Annotated in this window: 15 protein-coding genes and 1 pseudogene; 9 read left to right on the top strand and 7 right to left on the bottom strand. The window is 46.9% G+C overall.

Going from position 1 to position 15,225, the window contains the following annotated elements:
* On the top strand, window positions 1-1,125 hold a 1,125-nt coding region (locus tag QUA38_RS20545), incomplete at its 5' end, for a BamA/TamA family outer membrane protein (protein ID WP_333164961.1).
* A gap of 258 nt (window positions 1,126-1,383) precedes the next feature.
* On the opposite strand, the gene QUA38_RS20540 is transcribed toward QUA38_RS20545, so the two are convergent.
* Entirely contained in the window at window positions 1,384-2,727 is a 1,344-nt protein-coding gene (locus QUA38_RS20540; RefSeq protein ID WP_333164959.1) for a HEAT repeat domain-containing protein, read from the bottom strand.
* A 36-nt stretch (window positions 2,728-2,763) separates the two neighbouring features.
* A complete protein-coding gene (locus tag QUA38_RS20535; RefSeq protein ID WP_333099473.1) occupies window positions 2,764-3,339 on the bottom strand; it encodes a CPBP family glutamic-type intramembrane protease in 576 nt (191 codons plus the stop codon).
* Between the two features lie 59 nt (window positions 3,340-3,398).
* On the opposite strand from QUA38_RS20535, the gene QUA38_RS20530 reads away from it, so the two are divergent.
* Window positions 3,399-3,689 carry an acylphosphatase gene (locus QUA38_RS20530; protein ID WP_333164957.1) on the top strand — a complete coding sequence of 97 codons (291 nt, stop codon included), beginning with the start codon at window positions 3,399-3,401 and terminating at the stop codon, window positions 3,687-3,689.
* Between the two features lie 133 nt (window positions 3,690-3,822).
* Here the strand turns inward: QUA38_RS20530 and QUA38_RS20525 are convergent, their stop codons facing one another.
* Complete coding sequence (locus tag QUA38_RS20525; RefSeq protein ID WP_333164954.1) at window positions 3,823-4,470, bottom strand: phosphoribosylanthranilate isomerase; 648 nt, start codon at window positions 4,468-4,470, stop codon at window positions 3,823-3,825.
* A 133-nt stretch (window positions 4,471-4,603) separates the two neighbouring features.
* Here QUA38_RS20525 and psaK point away from each other — a divergent pair, with 133 nt between their 5' ends.
* The 4 genes from psaK (at window position 4,604) to QUA38_RS20505 (ending at window position 9,067) form a co-directional block, all read left to right on the top strand.
* The gene (gene psaK, locus QUA38_RS20520) at window positions 4,604-4,888 is read left to right on the top strand and encodes a photosystem I reaction center subunit PsaK (RefSeq protein ID WP_333040629.1); all 285 of its coding nucleotides are present in this window, start codon (window positions 4,604-4,606) and stop codon (window positions 4,886-4,888) included.
* 80 nt (window positions 4,889-4,968) lie between these two features.
* Window positions 4,969-6,165 carry a site-2 protease family protein gene (locus tag QUA38_RS20515; protein WP_333164952.1) on the top strand — a complete coding sequence of 399 codons (1,197 nt, stop codon included), beginning with the start codon at window positions 4,969-4,971 and terminating at the stop codon, window positions 6,163-6,165.
* 62 nt (window positions 6,166-6,227) lie between these two features.
* Window positions 6,228-8,189: an adenylate/guanylate cyclase domain-containing protein gene (locus tag QUA38_RS20510; protein WP_333164950.1), complete on the top strand. Its 1,962-nt coding sequence runs from the start codon at window positions 6,228-6,230 to the stop codon at window positions 8,187-8,189.
* Between the two features lie 47 nt (window positions 8,190-8,236).
* Entirely contained in the window at window positions 8,237-9,067 is an 831-nt protein-coding gene (locus tag QUA38_RS20505; RefSeq protein ID WP_333164949.1) for a DUF928 domain-containing protein, read from the top strand.
* Between the two features lie 202 nt (window positions 9,068-9,269).
* Here QUA38_RS20505 and QUA38_RS20500 read toward each other — a convergent pair whose 3' ends face one another.
* Window positions 9,270-10,022: a biotin/lipoate A/B protein ligase family protein gene (locus QUA38_RS20500; protein WP_333164946.1), complete on the bottom strand. Its 753-nt coding sequence runs from the start codon at window positions 10,020-10,022 to the stop codon at window positions 9,270-9,272.
* A 143-nt stretch (window positions 10,023-10,165) separates the two neighbouring features.
* Here QUA38_RS20500 and QUA38_RS20495 point away from each other — a divergent pair, with 143 nt between their 5' ends.
* Window positions 10,166-10,492, top strand: coding sequence for a thioredoxin family protein (locus QUA38_RS20495; protein ID WP_015177073.1), 327 nt, complete (start codon window positions 10,166-10,168; stop codon window positions 10,490-10,492).
* A gap of 226 nt (window positions 10,493-10,718) precedes the next feature.
* Window positions 10,719-11,936 (top strand): LL-diaminopimelate aminotransferase, encoded by a 1,218-nt coding sequence (locus tag QUA38_RS20490; protein ID WP_333164944.1) that lies wholly within the window; start codon window positions 10,719-10,721, stop codon window positions 11,934-11,936.
* Window positions 11,937-12,188: 252 nt separating this feature from the next.
* On the opposite strand, the gene QUA38_RS20485 is transcribed toward QUA38_RS20490, so the two are convergent.
* Together QUA38_RS20485 and surE are read right to left on the bottom strand one after the other, a co-directional pair.
* A complete protein-coding gene (locus QUA38_RS20485; protein ID WP_333070462.1) occupies window positions 12,189-12,587 on the bottom strand; it encodes a hypothetical protein in 399 nt (132 codons plus the stop codon).
* 127 nt (window positions 12,588-12,714) lie between these two features.
* Entirely contained in the window at window positions 12,715-13,521 is an 807-nt protein-coding gene (gene surE / locus QUA38_RS20480; protein ID WP_333164942.1) for a 5'/3'-nucleotidase SurE, read from the bottom strand.
* Between the two features lie 221 nt (window positions 13,522-13,742).
* On the opposite strand from surE, the gene pheS reads away from it, so the two are divergent.
* Entirely contained in the window at window positions 13,743-14,747 is a 1,005-nt protein-coding gene (pheS, locus tag QUA38_RS20475; RefSeq protein ID WP_333164940.1) for a phenylalanine--tRNA ligase subunit alpha, read from the top strand.
* A 220-nt stretch (window positions 14,748-14,967) separates the two neighbouring features.
* Here the strand turns inward: pheS and QUA38_RS20470 are convergent.
* Window positions 14,968-15,225 (bottom strand): annotated as a pseudogene (locus QUA38_RS20470) (hypothetical protein); the annotation flags it as partial.

Below are 15,225 nucleotides of genomic sequence, written 5' to 3'. Positions count from 1 at the left end.
TTGCAGCAATTGGGATTGTTTGACAAGGTTACGGTTTCGATTGAAGAAGTTGGCACGGATGTTAATGTAATCTACAACGTTCAAGAGCGATCGGCTCGCTCTTTTAGCGTCAGTGCCAGTCTTAGTGATGATGTTGGCGTTGCTGTTCCTCTTTCATATACCGATCGAACTTTCGGCACAAACCCGCAGCGGCTGGCGCTGGATCTTCAGCCCAGCCTCCGAGGTATCCAGTACGATGTCCAGTTTGTCAGCCCTTACGTTGCAGCCGAAGACCGTTTGGGATACAGTGTGAGAGCTTTTGGCGATCGCAGAATCTCCGAAATTTTCAACAAAGATATTGATTTGCCCAACGGGCACCGGGTACGGGAAATTCGGATGGGGGGAAATCTCAGGTTTACCAGACCTTTGGGCGATTGGCAATCGACTTTGGGACTGAATTATACAAATATCAGTACGCGCGATCGCAACTTAAAGATCGCCCGCCGCGACGAACTCGGCAATCCTCTCACATTCAGTGGCAGCGGCGTTGACGAGTTATACACTGTTTCTTTTGGTGCGGTGCTCGATCGGCGGGACAATCCCTTCAATCCCACCAGAGGCTCGATTCTCAGCCTCAGCACCGAGCAGTCGATACCTCTGGGGCGAGGAAACATTGTGAGTAACAGGCTGTTAGCGAATTATATACAGTATGTACCACTAACTTTGTTGGGCATCAGCGAGTCCGAAGCCTTGCCCGAAATGCTGGCTTTTAACTTGCAAGCGGGGACGGTAATCGGGGATTTGCCACCAACGGAAGCTTTTCGCCTGGGCGGCCGCAATTCTGTGCGAGGTTACGACGGCGGGGATATTGGCAGTGCCCGGAGTTATTTTTTGGCTTCGGGTGAATATCGGTTTCCAGTGGGTCAGGATGTCGGCGGCGTAATATTTGTTGATTTTGCGTCGGATTTGGGAACGGGAGATAGTGTACTCGGGAAACCGGCGGTAGTCAGGGACAAACCGGGGACTGGGGCGGGTGTTGGGGTAGGTGTGAGGGTGCGATCGTCCTTTGGATTAATTCGCTTAGATATGGCTGTTAGCGACTCCGGCGATCTCAAATTTATACTCGGTACAAAGCAACGTTTTTAAGAATAGTGCAACAGATCAGTTAAACCACAATCTTAAACAGATTTTGGGCGACTCAATTGCCGCCAAAGCAGTTGGCAGGGTATCATCAAACCTACCGGCCTCGGCTGGCGGGGTGTCGGTAATTGCTGCGTCTGATTGGGCGAGTTGTCGATCGAAATTGAGTGCTATACAGCACCTCGGTAAGGACACAACAATGTTGTATCCCTACTGTGTTGTAGGCAATTGACAATTGCTATATTTATTTATGCTCGTAAATGCTTAACGCTTTGGTTTCTTCAGATCAACAGTTTTCGGCTTAGCCGCTGGAGTGCGCGGATAAAACTTAAACTTATTGAGCGCAGCACTTGCCGATTTAGCCACACCGCTATCTATATCTCGCAAAGCTTTTTGTAGCAGCGGAATTACTTTTTCAGACTTAATCATTGCTAGTGCTTCCACAGCAGCTTCACGCACCTCCGGGTGAATATCTTGAGCTAACTTTCCCAAGGTTTCTATTGCTCGCTGACCTTCGGATCTCAGAGCATTAGCAGCAGCCATTTTACCTAAAGCAGACGCTGCAAACTTGCGGGTTTCTTTGTCCTGACTTTGAACACATCCCATCAACTGCGGTAGGGAATAGCTTGGTGCTTGTCTGGTAATTGGAAGCTGTTGTTCGACTGCTGGTTGATGTAAATCAATTGGTTGTGGTTCCGAAAAATCTGTGTAATTTAACTCTTCTTCAACTTCTGTTTGATTTAACTCACTTGACAGTTCCTGCCAAACTTCTTCTTGTGATAAACCTTCGGCAAATTCTGTTGAATTTAACTGACTGAACGGCTGCTCCGGGACTTCTTGTTGTTGTACATTACTTTCGTACTGATCTTGCAAAGACCTGATAGTAGCTTGCATCTGAGCTTCGTGCTCTCTCAACTGCTCGTGAGCCGCTTGCAACTGACTCTTGTATTGCTCTTGCAAAGCCTCCATATTTAACTGCATCTCAACCTCGCGGTTCTCATATTCCTCGGCAATTTGCCTCAATCGAATTTCGTGTTCATTTTGCAAGTTTTGCAAATGTTGCTCCATCTGAGCTTGATAATTTAGATGCAATTCGTCAGCAACTCTAAGTAAATGATGTTCGTGTTCTGCTTGCAAAGATTGGATATTTTGCTGCATTCTAGCATTGTTAGCGGCTTCTATTTCCTCGCTGATTTGTCGCCGCAGCTCGTGTTCATCTACGCTGGTAAGTGGTTGGAGCTGACTGTCGCGTTCTGCCAAAACTTGTTGGAGCTGACTGTCGCGTTCTGCCCGAACTTGTTGGAGCTGATTTTCGTATTGAGCCGCAACTTGTTGGAGCTGATTTTCGTATTGGGTAGTAATTTGTCTGAGTAAATTTTCGTGTTCGATAGTAGCTTTTCTAAGCTGATTTTCCCGTTCTCCTTGCTGAGATTCGACAGCTTGTTGCACCCGAGACATCTGAGCTAATTCTATTTCCTCACTAATTCTGCGAGTTTGCTGCAAGTATTCTTGCTTTTGCTTCTTTAAGCGCTTTTCCACTAACCAGTAAGCAACTGCTACCCCTGCCAAAAAACCTACGATCGCTCCTATGATAACCACAACTGACATCCTCCCGACAAAATAGTGATGCTGGACTTTTTACATTTAACCATAGAGCCTCCTGTAACCGCCCAGTAGCAACAGCCAGGCTGTCACTGCCAGCCAGTGAACTGCCACCGCAGGCCAGATAGAACCGCTTTGCAGGTATGCGATAGAGCACGCAACTCCCAAAATTGCAGCCAGTAGCAAAAATACTGGATTCATAAAGGTCGATCGACCAACAGGGTAAAAAGTAAGCGCGTTCAGCGGGTGGTAAACTACAAAAGTCGCCAAACTCGCGCATCCCCAAAACCACAGCATTAACCCAGAAGCCTTCTCGAACGGGTGTGGCAGCATTAACACGCGGAACAGTAATTCCTCGGTGATGCCCGGACTTAACAAACAGCCAAGAAGCACTCCCACAATTGTACGCCGAGAGGTTTGCACGTCTACTTTCAGAAATCCCGACCAAAAACCCACGGAAAGAGCGATTAAAGTGTAAACCAGCGCGAGCATAGCTGCAACCAGCCAATCAGTGAAATCGGGAATAGTTGAAAAAGCCAGGGTAACGCGGCGTATCAGGAGTCCCGGCAGGACTGGAAGCGGAGCTATCCCGAAGGGAATCGCACTAAAATTTAACATAATCAAACTGATCCTTAAAATTTTCACACAGATGTTAGTAGTAAGTTGAGCCGTTTATTATGCAAAACCAATCATTGCCGCCCGTCAGAGTCCGCGTTTTTGTTTCCGGATTAGTTCAAGGAGTAGGATACCGATATTCAACGAGGAATAAAGCAAAGTATTTCGGCCTGGGCGGCTGGGTAAGAAATCTCCCCGATGGGCGCGTCGAGGCTGTCTTGGAAGGATCCAAACAAGCTGTGGAAGGAATGATTAGTTGGTGCCGCCGCGGCCCCACCGGTGCTACGGTTAGTGAGTTGGTTTTGGAATACGAAGACCCGGAGGGCGAGCGCACTTTTGAGATCCGCCGATAAAACAATAAAGGAAATAAACTGCGGTTGAAACCGCTACTATACAAACGAAGTCTGCCTAGTCTACGGCAGGCTTCGCCCAAGCAGACTAAAGAATAAATCCGATAAAAAGCGCGAACTTGGTATTGCCAATTTATCAATGATGAGCAAGTTGACTTAAATTAGCAAACAACTGAGAAACTTTGGTCAAATCTTTATCTCCAGGCGCTATTTCTACGCCGCTAGAAAGGTCAACACCGCTGAAGTTATTGCCGATCGCCCTATCAATTGCATTTAAAATATTATCAGGTGTTAAACCGCCCGCCAACAGCCAAGGACACTGCGGTCTAAACTCTGATAACATCATCCAGTCGATCGTTTTACCAGTACCACCCAATTGCTCTGGGTGGTAAGCATCGAGCAGTAAAGTATCGACACGAACAGCATAAACAGCAGCGGTGGCTAAAGTTTCAGGAGTCTTAACTCTCAGGGCTTTGATAATTTCAATTCCCGGCAAAAACTCCCGCAGTCGATCGCAATATTCCGCTGTTTCATCTCCGTGTAACTGCACCCCGCTTAAATTTGACTCTGCCGCTACTTGACAGATATTTTCTATGGTGGTGTTGGCAAAAACGCCGATGCGATCGACATTTTCCGGCAACTGCTCGACAATCAGGCGAATTGTTTCTGGGCTGACATAGCGCGGGGAAGCCGGCACACAGATAAACCCCAAAGCTTGGGCTCCCAAGCGGGCGATCGCAATTCCTTGGTCTAATTTAGTGATTCCGCAAATTTTAACCCGCACTCTTCCTCCTCGGTTCCGCAGTTGTATCAAAATATCAACGAATTGTTAACTATTAAAACAAATCTTAGTTTAATGCAAACCGCTTTTTATAATCTTGGAAATCAATTTATCTGTGAAATCAGGAGATAAGAACATGATCACCTCATCTTTGCTGTTAGCCGTACAATCTACCGCTCCCTCAACACCGGAGTGGTCGCCACTGGTAGGGCTGACAATGATTTTATGTAATTTGCTGGCGATCACGATCGGCTACTACGGGATCTCCAAGCAAAACCGAGGCAAGGGCCCAGCTTTACCCGTTGCACTCCCTGGAATGTTCAAAGGCTTCGGCGTACCAGAATTGCTGGCAACAGCCAGCTTCGGCCACTTGCTCGGAGCCGGAGTAATCTTGGGCTTGGGTAACGCCGGAGTTCTGTAAAAATCAGGGGAAAGGCAAAGGCAAGGGGTAGAAAAGATATAATAGAAACTCTTTCTTGCTCTCCTTTCCCAGGAAACTTCATGCAGACAGGTTGGCGAATCGGCTCTTTATTTGGCATCCCCCTACTTATAGATTATTCGTGGTTTATAATTTTAGCCTTAGCAACCCGCGAATACGCCAGCAGTTACCGCGTGTGGGGGCCTACGCTCTCCTGGAGTGCGGGGTTAGCAATAGCTCTGCTACTGTTTGCTTCCGTGCTCTTGCACGAACTAGGACACAGCTTGGCGGCGATATCGCAAGGCATTAAAGTTAATTCTATTACCTTATTCTTATTTGGCGGAGTAGCTTCGATCGACTCGGAATCAAAAACTCCCGGTCAAGCTTTTCAAGTAGCCATTGCCGGCCCTCTAGTCAGCTTTGCGCTGTTTTTAATCCTCGGTTTGGGTTCTCAAGTTCTTCCTCCGAGAAGTTTGCTAGCAATTGTCACCGAAAGGGTAGCACTAATCAATCTCGTTTTGGGATTATTTAACTTAATTCCCGGTCTGCCTTTGGATGGAGGACAAGTTTTAAAAGCAGCCATTTGGAAAATCACCGGCTCTCGATTTGCCGGCGTTCGCTGGGCGGCAAAAACAGGACAAGTTTTAGGTTGGCTGGCTGTTGCTTTGGGGCTGAGTTTATGCTTTTTAGCGCGCGAGTACGGCGGCTTGTGGATTGCGCTGATCGGCTGGTTTGGCATTCGCAATGCCACTGCTTATAGCCAAGTTACTTCGCTGCAAGAAGCCCTGCTCAAAATTAAAGCCAGCGATGCGATGAGTCGCGAGTTTCGAGTTGTAGATGCAGATTTGACTCTGCGAGAATTTGCCGATCGCTATTTGTTAGAAGTCAATCCGTTTCCATTTTACATTGCTGCGACAAACGGTCGGGATTTGGGGTTAGTGTCGATCGACGATATCCGCTTCACAGAACGCAGTCAATGGCAAGTTCAGACTTTGCACAACATTTTGAAACCCCTGGGAAAAACCCCCACAGTTTCCGAAAAAGCATCCATCGCAGAAGTAATTAACAGCATGGAAGCCCGTCAACTCCCCCGAATCATCGTCCTCTCGCCGATTGGTTCAGTAGCGGGGACGATCGATCGGGGTGACGTGGTTAAAGTTTTGGCAAAATACCTCAAACCCCAGATTTCAATCGCCGACATCAAGCGCAGCAAAGAAGAAAACAGCTATCCGCAGGGATTGCAGTTAAGTGCGATCGCCAAAACCGCACAGGAAAATTAAAAATTTGGCAATTTAAGATGGGGTGCATTTTTTCAAGGAGAGTTGAAAAAATAATTATCAATATGCCCAAATTCTTTCATCAATTTCATCGTCAGTTGAAGGATAAAGGCTGGAGTTGGAAAAACTTAACTCATTCCTTCCCCTTCCTTGACTTGCAACCTCTTACTATTATCTGCATTACCGTGACAGGAGCTCTATTAGGAGTGCGGCATTTAGGCTGGTTGCAACCACTGGAATTAAATGCTTTCGACGTGATGGTGCAGTTGCGTCCTGATGCGGGTCCTGACCCTAGGTTGCTGGTAGTAACAATCACCGATCAGGACATTAATATTATTGAAAAATGGCCAATTTCAGATCGCACTTTAGCAAAAGCGATCGCAGAAATAGCTCGTCTTGAACCCACAGCTATTGGCATAGATATAATTCGCCCTACTCCCTACGAACCGGGAAATGCAGAATTAGCAACTCAACTGAAAAACCCCAAAGTATTTCCCATTACCTTCATCGGTAACTCAGAGTACGATCGAGCTCCGCCACCTCCCAATATACAAAAAGAACGGGTAGGATTTAACGATTTAGTCCTAGATCCCGATGGTAGAGTGCGTCGAAATTTGATGTTTGCTGGCGATGGTAAAACTACACATACTTCATTGTCAATGCGGCTAGCTTTTGCATATTTGGATAGCCAAAAAATAGATTCTAAATTGACAGAAAAACAAGAAATTCAGGCTAATAAAACAGTATTTTCCAAATTGCAATCGGACTCAGGAGGTTATCAAAACATTAATGCCCAAGGCTATCAAGTGTTACTCAATTACCGATCTGCTGAAAATATAGCAAAGAGCGTGACACTAACTCAAGTTTTGGAGCAAAAAGTTGATCCTAAATTGGTGAAGGGTAAAATAGTGCTAATAGGCGTTACAGCCCGAACTGTCAAAGATTTATTCTCCAGCCCTTACAGCGCTACTGCCAGCGGAAACCGCCTGATGCCTGGGGTATTAATTCACGCCACTGCCACCAGCCAAATTCTCAGTGCAGCTTTAGACGGCAAAGGGCTATTTTGGTATTGGGACGAATGGCAAGAAATTCTCTGGATCGCTGTTTGGAGTGCAGTGGGCGGCTGTTTAGCTTGGCGGCTAGAAAAATCCCTGAATTTGATGGGAAGTGCGATCGCAGCTTGCGGTTCATTATTCGGATTCACCTTTTTCCTCTTCATGCAACAGGCGTGGATACCTCTAATGGCCCCTACCCTGGCACTTTTAATCACCGCAGCAGTTGCAGTTACCTATAAGTACGAGCAGTCGAGGCAACAGGAAGGGATTGTGATGAAGTTATTAGGACAACAAACTTCACCCGCGATCGCAAATGCCCTGTGGAAAGAGCGCGTCCATCTGCTCGAATCAGGGTTATTGCCAGGGCAAAAAGTTACTGCAACGATCGTCCTCACCGACGTGCAGGGTTTTAGTACAATCTGCGAAAAACTACCGCCAGAAGTAGTAATGAGTTGGTTAAATGAGTATTTATCAGCAATGGCCCAAGAAGTCCAAGAACATCAAGGCGTGATTAATAAATTTACCGGAGATGGAATGCTGGCAGTATTTGGCGTACCCATTCCCCGCACAACTCCCGAAGAAATAGCAGAAGATGCTCGCTGCGCCGTATCTTGCGCTCTAGCGATCAGTTCCCGCTTGCCACAAATGAATCAAAATTGGCTCGATCGGGGTTTGCCGTCCGCAAAAATGCGAGTAGGCATCTTTACTGGGCCTGTGATGGTGGGTAGTCTGGGAGGCTCAACCCGTTTAGAATATGGAGTGATCGGCGACAGCGTAAATATTGCCTCTCGGCTCGAAAGCTGTGAAAAGGATCGGCAAGACGACACTTGCCGGATATTGATTGCAGAAGAAACCTTTCTGCATCTGGCCGACAAATTTGAAGTAGAATCTTGGGGAGCTTTACCATTAAAAGGCAGGGAACAAAAAGTTAATGTCTACCGCGTCTTGGGAGAAGCAAGACCGGGAAAGTAAAAAGAGACAAAATAACTTTAAAAATTCAGGGAACTCCTATGAAAAAAATGACTAATTTTTGGCTAAATTTGCTCGCATTTGTTTCCATATTAATAGGAGCATTTAACGCTTGCCAATTTGCAGGTCTGGGACAGCCAATACCAAGGGAGCCGGGCAAGCCAGGCACTGAATCGGGAGGGCCGCGCTTCGGTCCGCCAACTCCAAGCACAGATGGCAAGCCATCCACTGAATCGGGAGGACCGCGCTTCATTCAGCCCCGTGAAGATATCGACGATCGCCCCCCCACTCAACCGAGACGGCCTATACGCGGTGGCTGCGCGAGCATTAGTCAGCAAGGTCTCACAGCCTTAGTGCCTAAAAATAAGCTGGGACGGACTGTTTCCGACTATCCAACTTTCTTTTTCTACTTGCCTCAAACAGAGGCAGAATTAGCCACATTTACCCTAGAAGATGAAAGCGGCAACCAGATTTATAAACAGGATGTCACAATTAGAAATTTATCAGGGGTGATCGGCGTTAATATCCCCGCTAACCAAAATGTGCCACCCTTGGAAGTAGGCAAAAGTTACCGTTGGAATTTGACAGTGATTTGCGACTCTCAAGACCGATCGAGCGATCAGATCGAAAGCGGTACTGTACGGCGAGTTGAAATCAGTGCAGATATCCGCCGTCAATTAGATCAGGCAGATCCGCGCCAGAAAACCGTTATTTATGCTGAAAATGGGATTTGGCAAGATGCCCTCAGCACCTTAGCTGCCGCTCGCCAAGCCAATCCTAACGATACAGAATTAGCTGCTGATTGGGAAAGCTTGCTGGATTCAGTGACATTGGGCAAAATTGCCCAAGAGCCGATCGTTCAAATTGAGCCACAACCCTAAGCTGTACTGCATTTAAATTTAACTTTTCTGGTGGCGTTACAGCAACGAGCCAGAAAAGTTTTAATACAATAAGTGTACCAGTTTTTAACTTGTATTAGTAACAGCCAATATGGCAGTCACCCAACAAATAATTTTTATTGTATAACAGCCAAGATGGCTGTTGAGAAAAGGCTGCCGGAAAGTCCGCCGCCAAATATGCAGATTAAATGTCAAACAGCTTATTACTTGTTAATTGCAAAATATCCTCCCATTCCCGATCCGAAAGTGCCTGCACTTTCAAATCAATTGCAAAACACCGACAAGCTGCCGCACTCACAACATCAATTACAGTTGCAATCAAATTATCCCCTCCTTCAGATAGAGGTAATTTCACAGGAATTAATTCCTCCCCAAACACTTGAGAAAACAATTTAACATCCGGCTGCAAACGCATCGAACCGTGCTGCAAAATAGCATCACCCCGTCGCAATTGCGCACTACCAATTAACTTGCAACCATCAAGTGTAATTAAATCCGCACCTGTGGCAGTACCAAAACAATTCGGATTGTGAATATAGCCCCTTCCAGCTTCCCCGTACTGCAAATCCAAACCCATCGCCCTCCAACCCTCAATCAAAAACTCGCAAATAGCCTGATAAGCTTTCATACGGCTGCTTCCAAATCCCGACCCCACAACTGCATAAGTTAAATCCCCTTGGTGAAGTACGGCGCGCCCGCCGCTGGGCCTCCTCACCAACTCCACAGCCATTCCCTGCCAAGACAAATGCTGCCAAAACTCCGGCCACCTGCGCTGGTGGTAGCCCAAGGAAATCGCCACCGGTTGCCAAGTATAAAATCGCAGAGTTGGCGGATTTTTGCCCGCTAGATGCTGTTCCAGCAGCCATTGGTCGATCGCCATCTGCACCCTACCAGGCGCCGACAACAGTGGAATTAAACGCCATACAGAATTAGCCATCAGTCCCCAGTCCTGAGTTTGCACTCAATAATTCGCAGAATGTTTTAAACTTAGTAACAGTCTTTTGAGCCGGTTTTCTAAGTTTGTGTAAATTTTACAGAGCCGATGCTGTAGAAATAAATAGAAAAAATAATCGCAGAACCATGAGCAACAGTGTAATTGTCATTAACGACGAAAAATTTGAAACAGAAGTGCTGAAAGCAGAGCAACCAGTGCTTGCCTATTTTTGGGCGAGTTGGTGCGGGCCTTGCAAACTGATCGCGCCTTCGGTAGACTGGGTGGCGGCCAACTACAGCGATCGCCTGAAAGTCGTTAAAATGGAAATTGACCCCAATCCTAATACTGTCAAGCAGTATAAAGTAGAAGGAGTCCCAGCTCTCAGGCTGTTTAAAAATGCCGAAGTAGTGCTTTCTCACGAGGGCGCTATTACTAAACAAACTTTGGTCGGTTTGCTCGACGCTCACTTATAAAGTTTGGATATGATTCGGGAGTTTCCAACTCCCAACTTATAATTATAGCTATCGCAATTTTTTTTACATCTCTCTTTTCTCCTCAATGTTCCTCTCTGACTCTGCGCCCTCTGTGCTCTCTGTGGTTAGTAAAAACTTTTACAAAGCCAATAAAAATGCAAGATAAAAATAAATAATAATTTACCCAATATAAAAAGCTTCACTATCTCCCAAAATTACAGAAAATATGCAATTTGCTAAACGTTTAGAGCCACTGCAATTTAATGTATTTGCCGATATGGATCGGGCAAAAGCTCAAGCTAGAGCAGCGGGGCAAAATGTGATTGACTTGTCTCTGGGTTCTTCGGATTTGCCGGCGGCTGCTCACATTACAGATGCGATCGCCCATTCTCTGTCCGACACCAGCACTCACGGCTATTTGCTATTTAACGGCACAAGAGATTTTCGGGAAGCAGCAGCTATTTGGTACAAGCAAAAATTTGGGATTGCAGTCAATCCAGAAACAGAAGTGCTGCCGTTAATCGGTTCCCAAGAAGGCACGGCGCATATGCCTTTAGCTGTACTTAACCCTGGAGATTTTGCTTTGTTGCTCGATCCGGGCTATCCTTCCCACGCGGGCGGTGTGCATTTAGCCGGCGGTCAAATTTATCCGATGCCGATATTAGCAGAAAATGCGTTTTTGCCGATATTTGAAGATATTCCCACAGCAGTGTTGGCTGAGTCGAAGATGATGGTTTTGAGCTATCCTCACAATCCTACAACTGCGATCGCCCCGGTTGCTTTTTTTGAGAAAGCCGTGGCTTTTTGTCGCGAACACCGGCTGGTTTTAGTTCACGATTTCCCTTATGTGGATTTGGTGTTTGACGATCGCAATTCTCTCATAGAGGCAGAGTCTGGTAACGAGGAAGAATATCGAAAATTGATGGCGCCGTCCATCTTTCAGGCGGATCGAGATAAGAGTGTGGCGATCGAGTTTTTTACACTATCCAAATCCTACAGTATGGGAGGTTTTCGGGTCGGATATGCGATCGGCAATTCCGAACTAATTGCAGCGCTGCGTCAGGTAAAAGCCGCAGTGGACTTCAACCAATACCGAGGGATTTTGAACGGAGCGATCTCCGCATTAACCGGCCCTCAAGATACCGTCAGAACCAGCGTAGAAACCTTCAGAAAACGGCGGGATGCCTTTGTAAACGCGCTACAGGGCATCGGCTGGCAAGTGCCTGTACCCCCCGCCACCATGTACGTCTGGGCGAAACTGCCGGAACCTTGGGCCCAAGATTCCGTAAAATTTTGCACTCAGTTAGTACAGAGTGCAGGAGTCGCAGCTTCCCCCGGTGCAGGTTTCGGGAAATCAGGAGAAGGCTACGTGCGATTTGCCTTAGTCGAGTCGCCAGCAATTTTGGAAGCAGCAGTTAGAAAAATTGCTGAGTTTCTAAATTGAGCGATGTGATATTTGTCAACTTAATCCGAAACACCCTCGTGAGACTTAAGCCCACCAGACTTGAGCTTTCAGGCAGGGGTTTTAACCCCTGCCTGACTGGGGCTTTGACGTTTTTGGACACAGGAAGAAGGACACGGCATCTAAGTGCTTACCCATAGCTTAAGATGGATGCAATTGCTAAAATAGTGTGATTTCTACCTAAAGGAATAGATATTTGCACGCAGTATCTGTCACAATCTTTTTTAAGAAATGTTAACGTGAGACATCTTGGGAATTACCAGTTCCGCTCACCCACTCTAAAAATCCTTGAAGTGAATTCTGTCGGGGTAGCGATTGTTCCGTAGCGGCTAGCGCACACCCGAAAAAGACCACACTGCCCAAAATTGCAATCAGCGGAAAAGGCTTACCCAGACCAAAATCCCGCTGAAGGCGAGCTAACGGTCTGCTCTCGCGCCTGAGCATCTTTCCCACCGTCAGTTGTTTGAGACTAAAAGGATCGCGCACAAAATGACCGCTCCAGCTAATTACCATATGAGAATGGCAGTGGGGACAAGTGAATAGTCCACTTACCATCCCGACTGGACCTACGACGCTGGAACGGTTGCAGATCGGGCAAGTGACAGAATGAGTGTTATAGGTGGGAGCGTTCATAACTGTTTTTCTTGATTAAAAAAAACTAACAAGTAATTGGGAGCCTGTGTTAACGCTTAAGGTATAGACCTTGAGAGGCACTTTTCCTTAATTCCTAGTTTACCGCTCCAATCGGGTCGATCGGAGCTCACTGCTTGGGGAAACCTTCAAATTGCCAATCCCGCAACGAGTGCAAGTCCGGAGCACAGGTGAGATTATATTGCAAGGGAGTTACGGTTATTCTGTTGTCGCGAATAGCTTGTACGTCTGTAGGAATATCATGCGGCACCGCCGAATCGGCGCTTTCTTCTACATCTTCTAACAATTCCCCAGCCAGCCAATAATAAGTTTTGCCGCGCGGATCGGTGCGCTTTTGAAATATGTCGAAATAGCGGCGAATGCCTTGACGTGCGATCGCAACTCCGGTAATTTCTGCTTGTGTGACTGCTGGTATGTTGACATTCAACAGCATGGGTTTGGCCATTGGCTGTTTTTCCAACTGTGCCAGCAAGGTGACAGCGAAATCCACCGCCGGCCCAAATTCCTGCGAAGTAAAGCTGGCGAGGCTGAAAGCAATGCTGGGAATCCCTTCCATAATTCCTTCCATTGCTGCCGAAACCGTACCCGAACAGATGATATCCGTGCCTAAATTGGGCCCGTGGTTGATACCGGAAAGGACAAAATCCGGCGGTTTGTCAAGTAAAGCCCACAAAGCGAGTTTCACGCAGTCGGCGGGAGTGCCCGAACAGGCCCAAGCTTGGACTGCGGGATCAAAAATAGATTCGACAATTTCGGCGCGGATGGGTTGGTGCAGGGTAAGGCCGTGGCCGGTAGCGGAGCGCTCTCTGTCGGGACAAACTACGCTCACGTCGTGACCAGCGGCGGCGAGAGCGTTGGCGAGGCTGCGGATGCCTTGTGCAAAGATGCCGTCGTCGTTGCTAATTAAAAGTTTCATTGAAATTTTTAGAGGCCTTATAACAATACTAAACTACATTCAACTAGGGCGATCGCTCTAATATCCAATAACCTATTACAAATTATCCGTAAACCTAAAATCTAAAATCTAAAATCTAAAATCTAAAATCAACAAGACTGTAGAGCCCAAATTGCGCTAAACTCAACTTGGCCCAAAACTGCCATCAATCTAAAATCTAAAATCTAAAATCTAAAATCAAAATGACTGTCCAGCTAAGCGACATTGAAACTCAACTAGAAACCCTCGGTCAAGAGTCCAAAAGTGCGATCGCCACTGCCAATACCCTCGAACAACTCGAACAGTTGCGCGTCGGCTACCTCGGCAAAAAAGGCCAACTCTCTCAAATTTTAGGCATGATGGGCAAACTGTCGGCAGACCAGCGGCCCAAAGTAGGTGCGATCGCCAATACTGTCAAAGAAGCCCTGCAAGCCGATTTAGAAGACAAGCGCGCCGCCCTCCAAACCGCCCAAATCCAAGCCAAATTAGCCTCAGAAACCATCGATGTCACCATGCCGGGGATTTTTCGCCCCCAAGGTCGCGTTCACCCCTTAAACGCCGTCATAGACCGCGCTATCGATATCTTTGTCGGCCTCGGCTACACCGTCGCCAACGGCCCGGAAATGGAAACAGATTATTACAACTTTGAGGCGCTCAACACCCCGCCAGACCACCCGGCGCGGGATATGCAAGATACATTTTACCTACCAGGCGGAGACTTGCTGCGGACTCAGACATCATCAGTGCAAATTCGCTACATGGAACAGCACAAACCGCCGATTCGGATTGTCTCTCCCGGCCGCGTTTACCGCCGCGATACTGTCGATGCTACTCACGCAGCAGTCTTCCACCAAATTGAACTTTTAGCAATTGATGAAGGTCTGACATTTACTGACTTGAAAGGCACGATTAAAGAGTTTTTGTGGCAAATGTTCGGGCAAGATTTGCCGATTCGTTTCCGCACGAGTTACTTTCCGTTTACAGAACCTTCTGCTGAAGTTGATTTGCAGTGGAACGGCAAATGGCTGGAAGTTTTGGGCTGCGGAACCGTCGATCCTAATGTTCTTAAAGGAGTGGGTTTAGACCCAGAAAAATATACTGGGTTTGCGGCCGGTTTTGGTGTCGAGCGGTTCGCAATGGTACTTTATGAAATCGACGACATTCGCCGGGTTTATGCTAGCGATTTGCGCTTTTTGCGGCAATTTTAAACAAGGGCTTGGGGTCGCTTACACGAGCCGTCTATAGGTCTTGGTAAATGTACATCAATCTTTCAGTTTCAAGTAAGTAAGTACAAATAAACATTTCTTGGGGAGAGGGCGGGTTCTGCAACGATCGACTCGCCCTTACTGTAGATAAGCCCTAAAGCCGCCCCTACAAGCCCCTGCAAGATATTATTGTTTTTTTGCGCTTACCTACTTAATTTATTGTCTACTTGCTAAAAACACCCTTGATGCTGTCAACAGCGCTCTCTACAGCATTCTTGGTATTATCTACTGCTTTCTGAGTCCGAGCTGAATCTTCCGATGCTCTTTTCTCAATTGTGGCCGCATCTTTCTTAGCTTTGCGCTCTACTACACTACCATCCTCCGATGCTCGATCGACTTTAGAAGCATTTGTCTTGGCAGTTTCCTTAACCTTCTCTTCTGTATCTCGGATGAAGTTCTTGGCTCGTCCAGCATCTTTGCT

Source organism: Microcoleus sp. Pol12B4, assembly GCF_036701385.1.
Lineage (GTDB): Bacteria > Cyanobacteriota > Cyanobacteriia > Cyanobacteriales > Microcoleaceae > Microcoleus.
The sequence above is the reverse complement of the archived record's forward strand: the minus strand, read 5'-3'. Positions and strand labels throughout refer to the sequence as shown.

Excerpts from the sequence above, each read along its gene's own strand:
- QUA38_RS20530 (WP_333164957.1), top strand. The coding sequence starts at position 3,399 with ATGCAAAACCAATCATTGCCGCCCGTCAGAGTCCGCGTTTTTGTTTCC.
- QUA38_RS20495 (WP_015177073.1), top strand. The coding sequence starts at position 10,166 with ATGAGCAACAGTGTAATTGTCATTAACGACGAAAAATTTGAAACAGAA.
- QUA38_RS20540 (WP_333164959.1), bottom strand. The coding sequence starts at position 2,727 with ATGTCAGTTGTGGTTATCATAGGAGCGATCGTAGGTTTTTTGGCAGGG.
- QUA38_RS20485 (WP_333070462.1), bottom strand. The coding sequence starts at position 12,587 with ATGAACGCTCCCACCTATAACACTCATTCTGTCACTTGCCCGATCTGC.
- QUA38_RS20515 (WP_333164952.1), top strand. The coding sequence starts at position 4,969 with ATGCAGACAGGTTGGCGAATCGGCTCTTTATTTGGCATCCCCCTACTT.
- QUA38_RS20490 (WP_333164944.1), top strand. The coding sequence starts at position 10,719 with ATGCAATTTGCTAAACGTTTAGAGCCACTGCAATTTAATGTATTTGCC.
- surE (WP_333164942.1), bottom strand. The coding sequence starts at position 13,521 with ATGAAACTTTTAATTAGCAACGACGACGGCATCTTTGCACAAGGCATC.
- QUA38_RS20500 (WP_333164946.1), bottom strand. The coding sequence starts at position 10,022 with ATGGCTAATTCTGTATGGCGTTTAATTCCACTGTTGTCGGCGCCTGGT.
- QUA38_RS20510 (WP_333164950.1), top strand. The coding sequence starts at position 6,228 with ATGCCCAAATTCTTTCATCAATTTCATCGTCAGTTGAAGGATAAAGGC.
- psaK (WP_333040629.1), top strand. The coding sequence starts at position 4,604 with ATGATCACCTCATCTTTGCTGTTAGCCGTACAATCTACCGCTCCCTCA.
- QUA38_RS20505 (WP_333164949.1), top strand. The coding sequence starts at position 8,237 with ATGACTAATTTTTGGCTAAATTTGCTCGCATTTGTTTCCATATTAATA.
- QUA38_RS20535 (WP_333099473.1), bottom strand. The coding sequence starts at position 3,339 with ATGTTAAATTTTAGTGCGATTCCCTTCGGGATAGCTCCGCTTCCAGTC.
- pheS (WP_333164940.1), top strand. The coding sequence starts at position 13,743 with ATGACTGTCCAGCTAAGCGACATTGAAACTCAACTAGAAACCCTCGGT.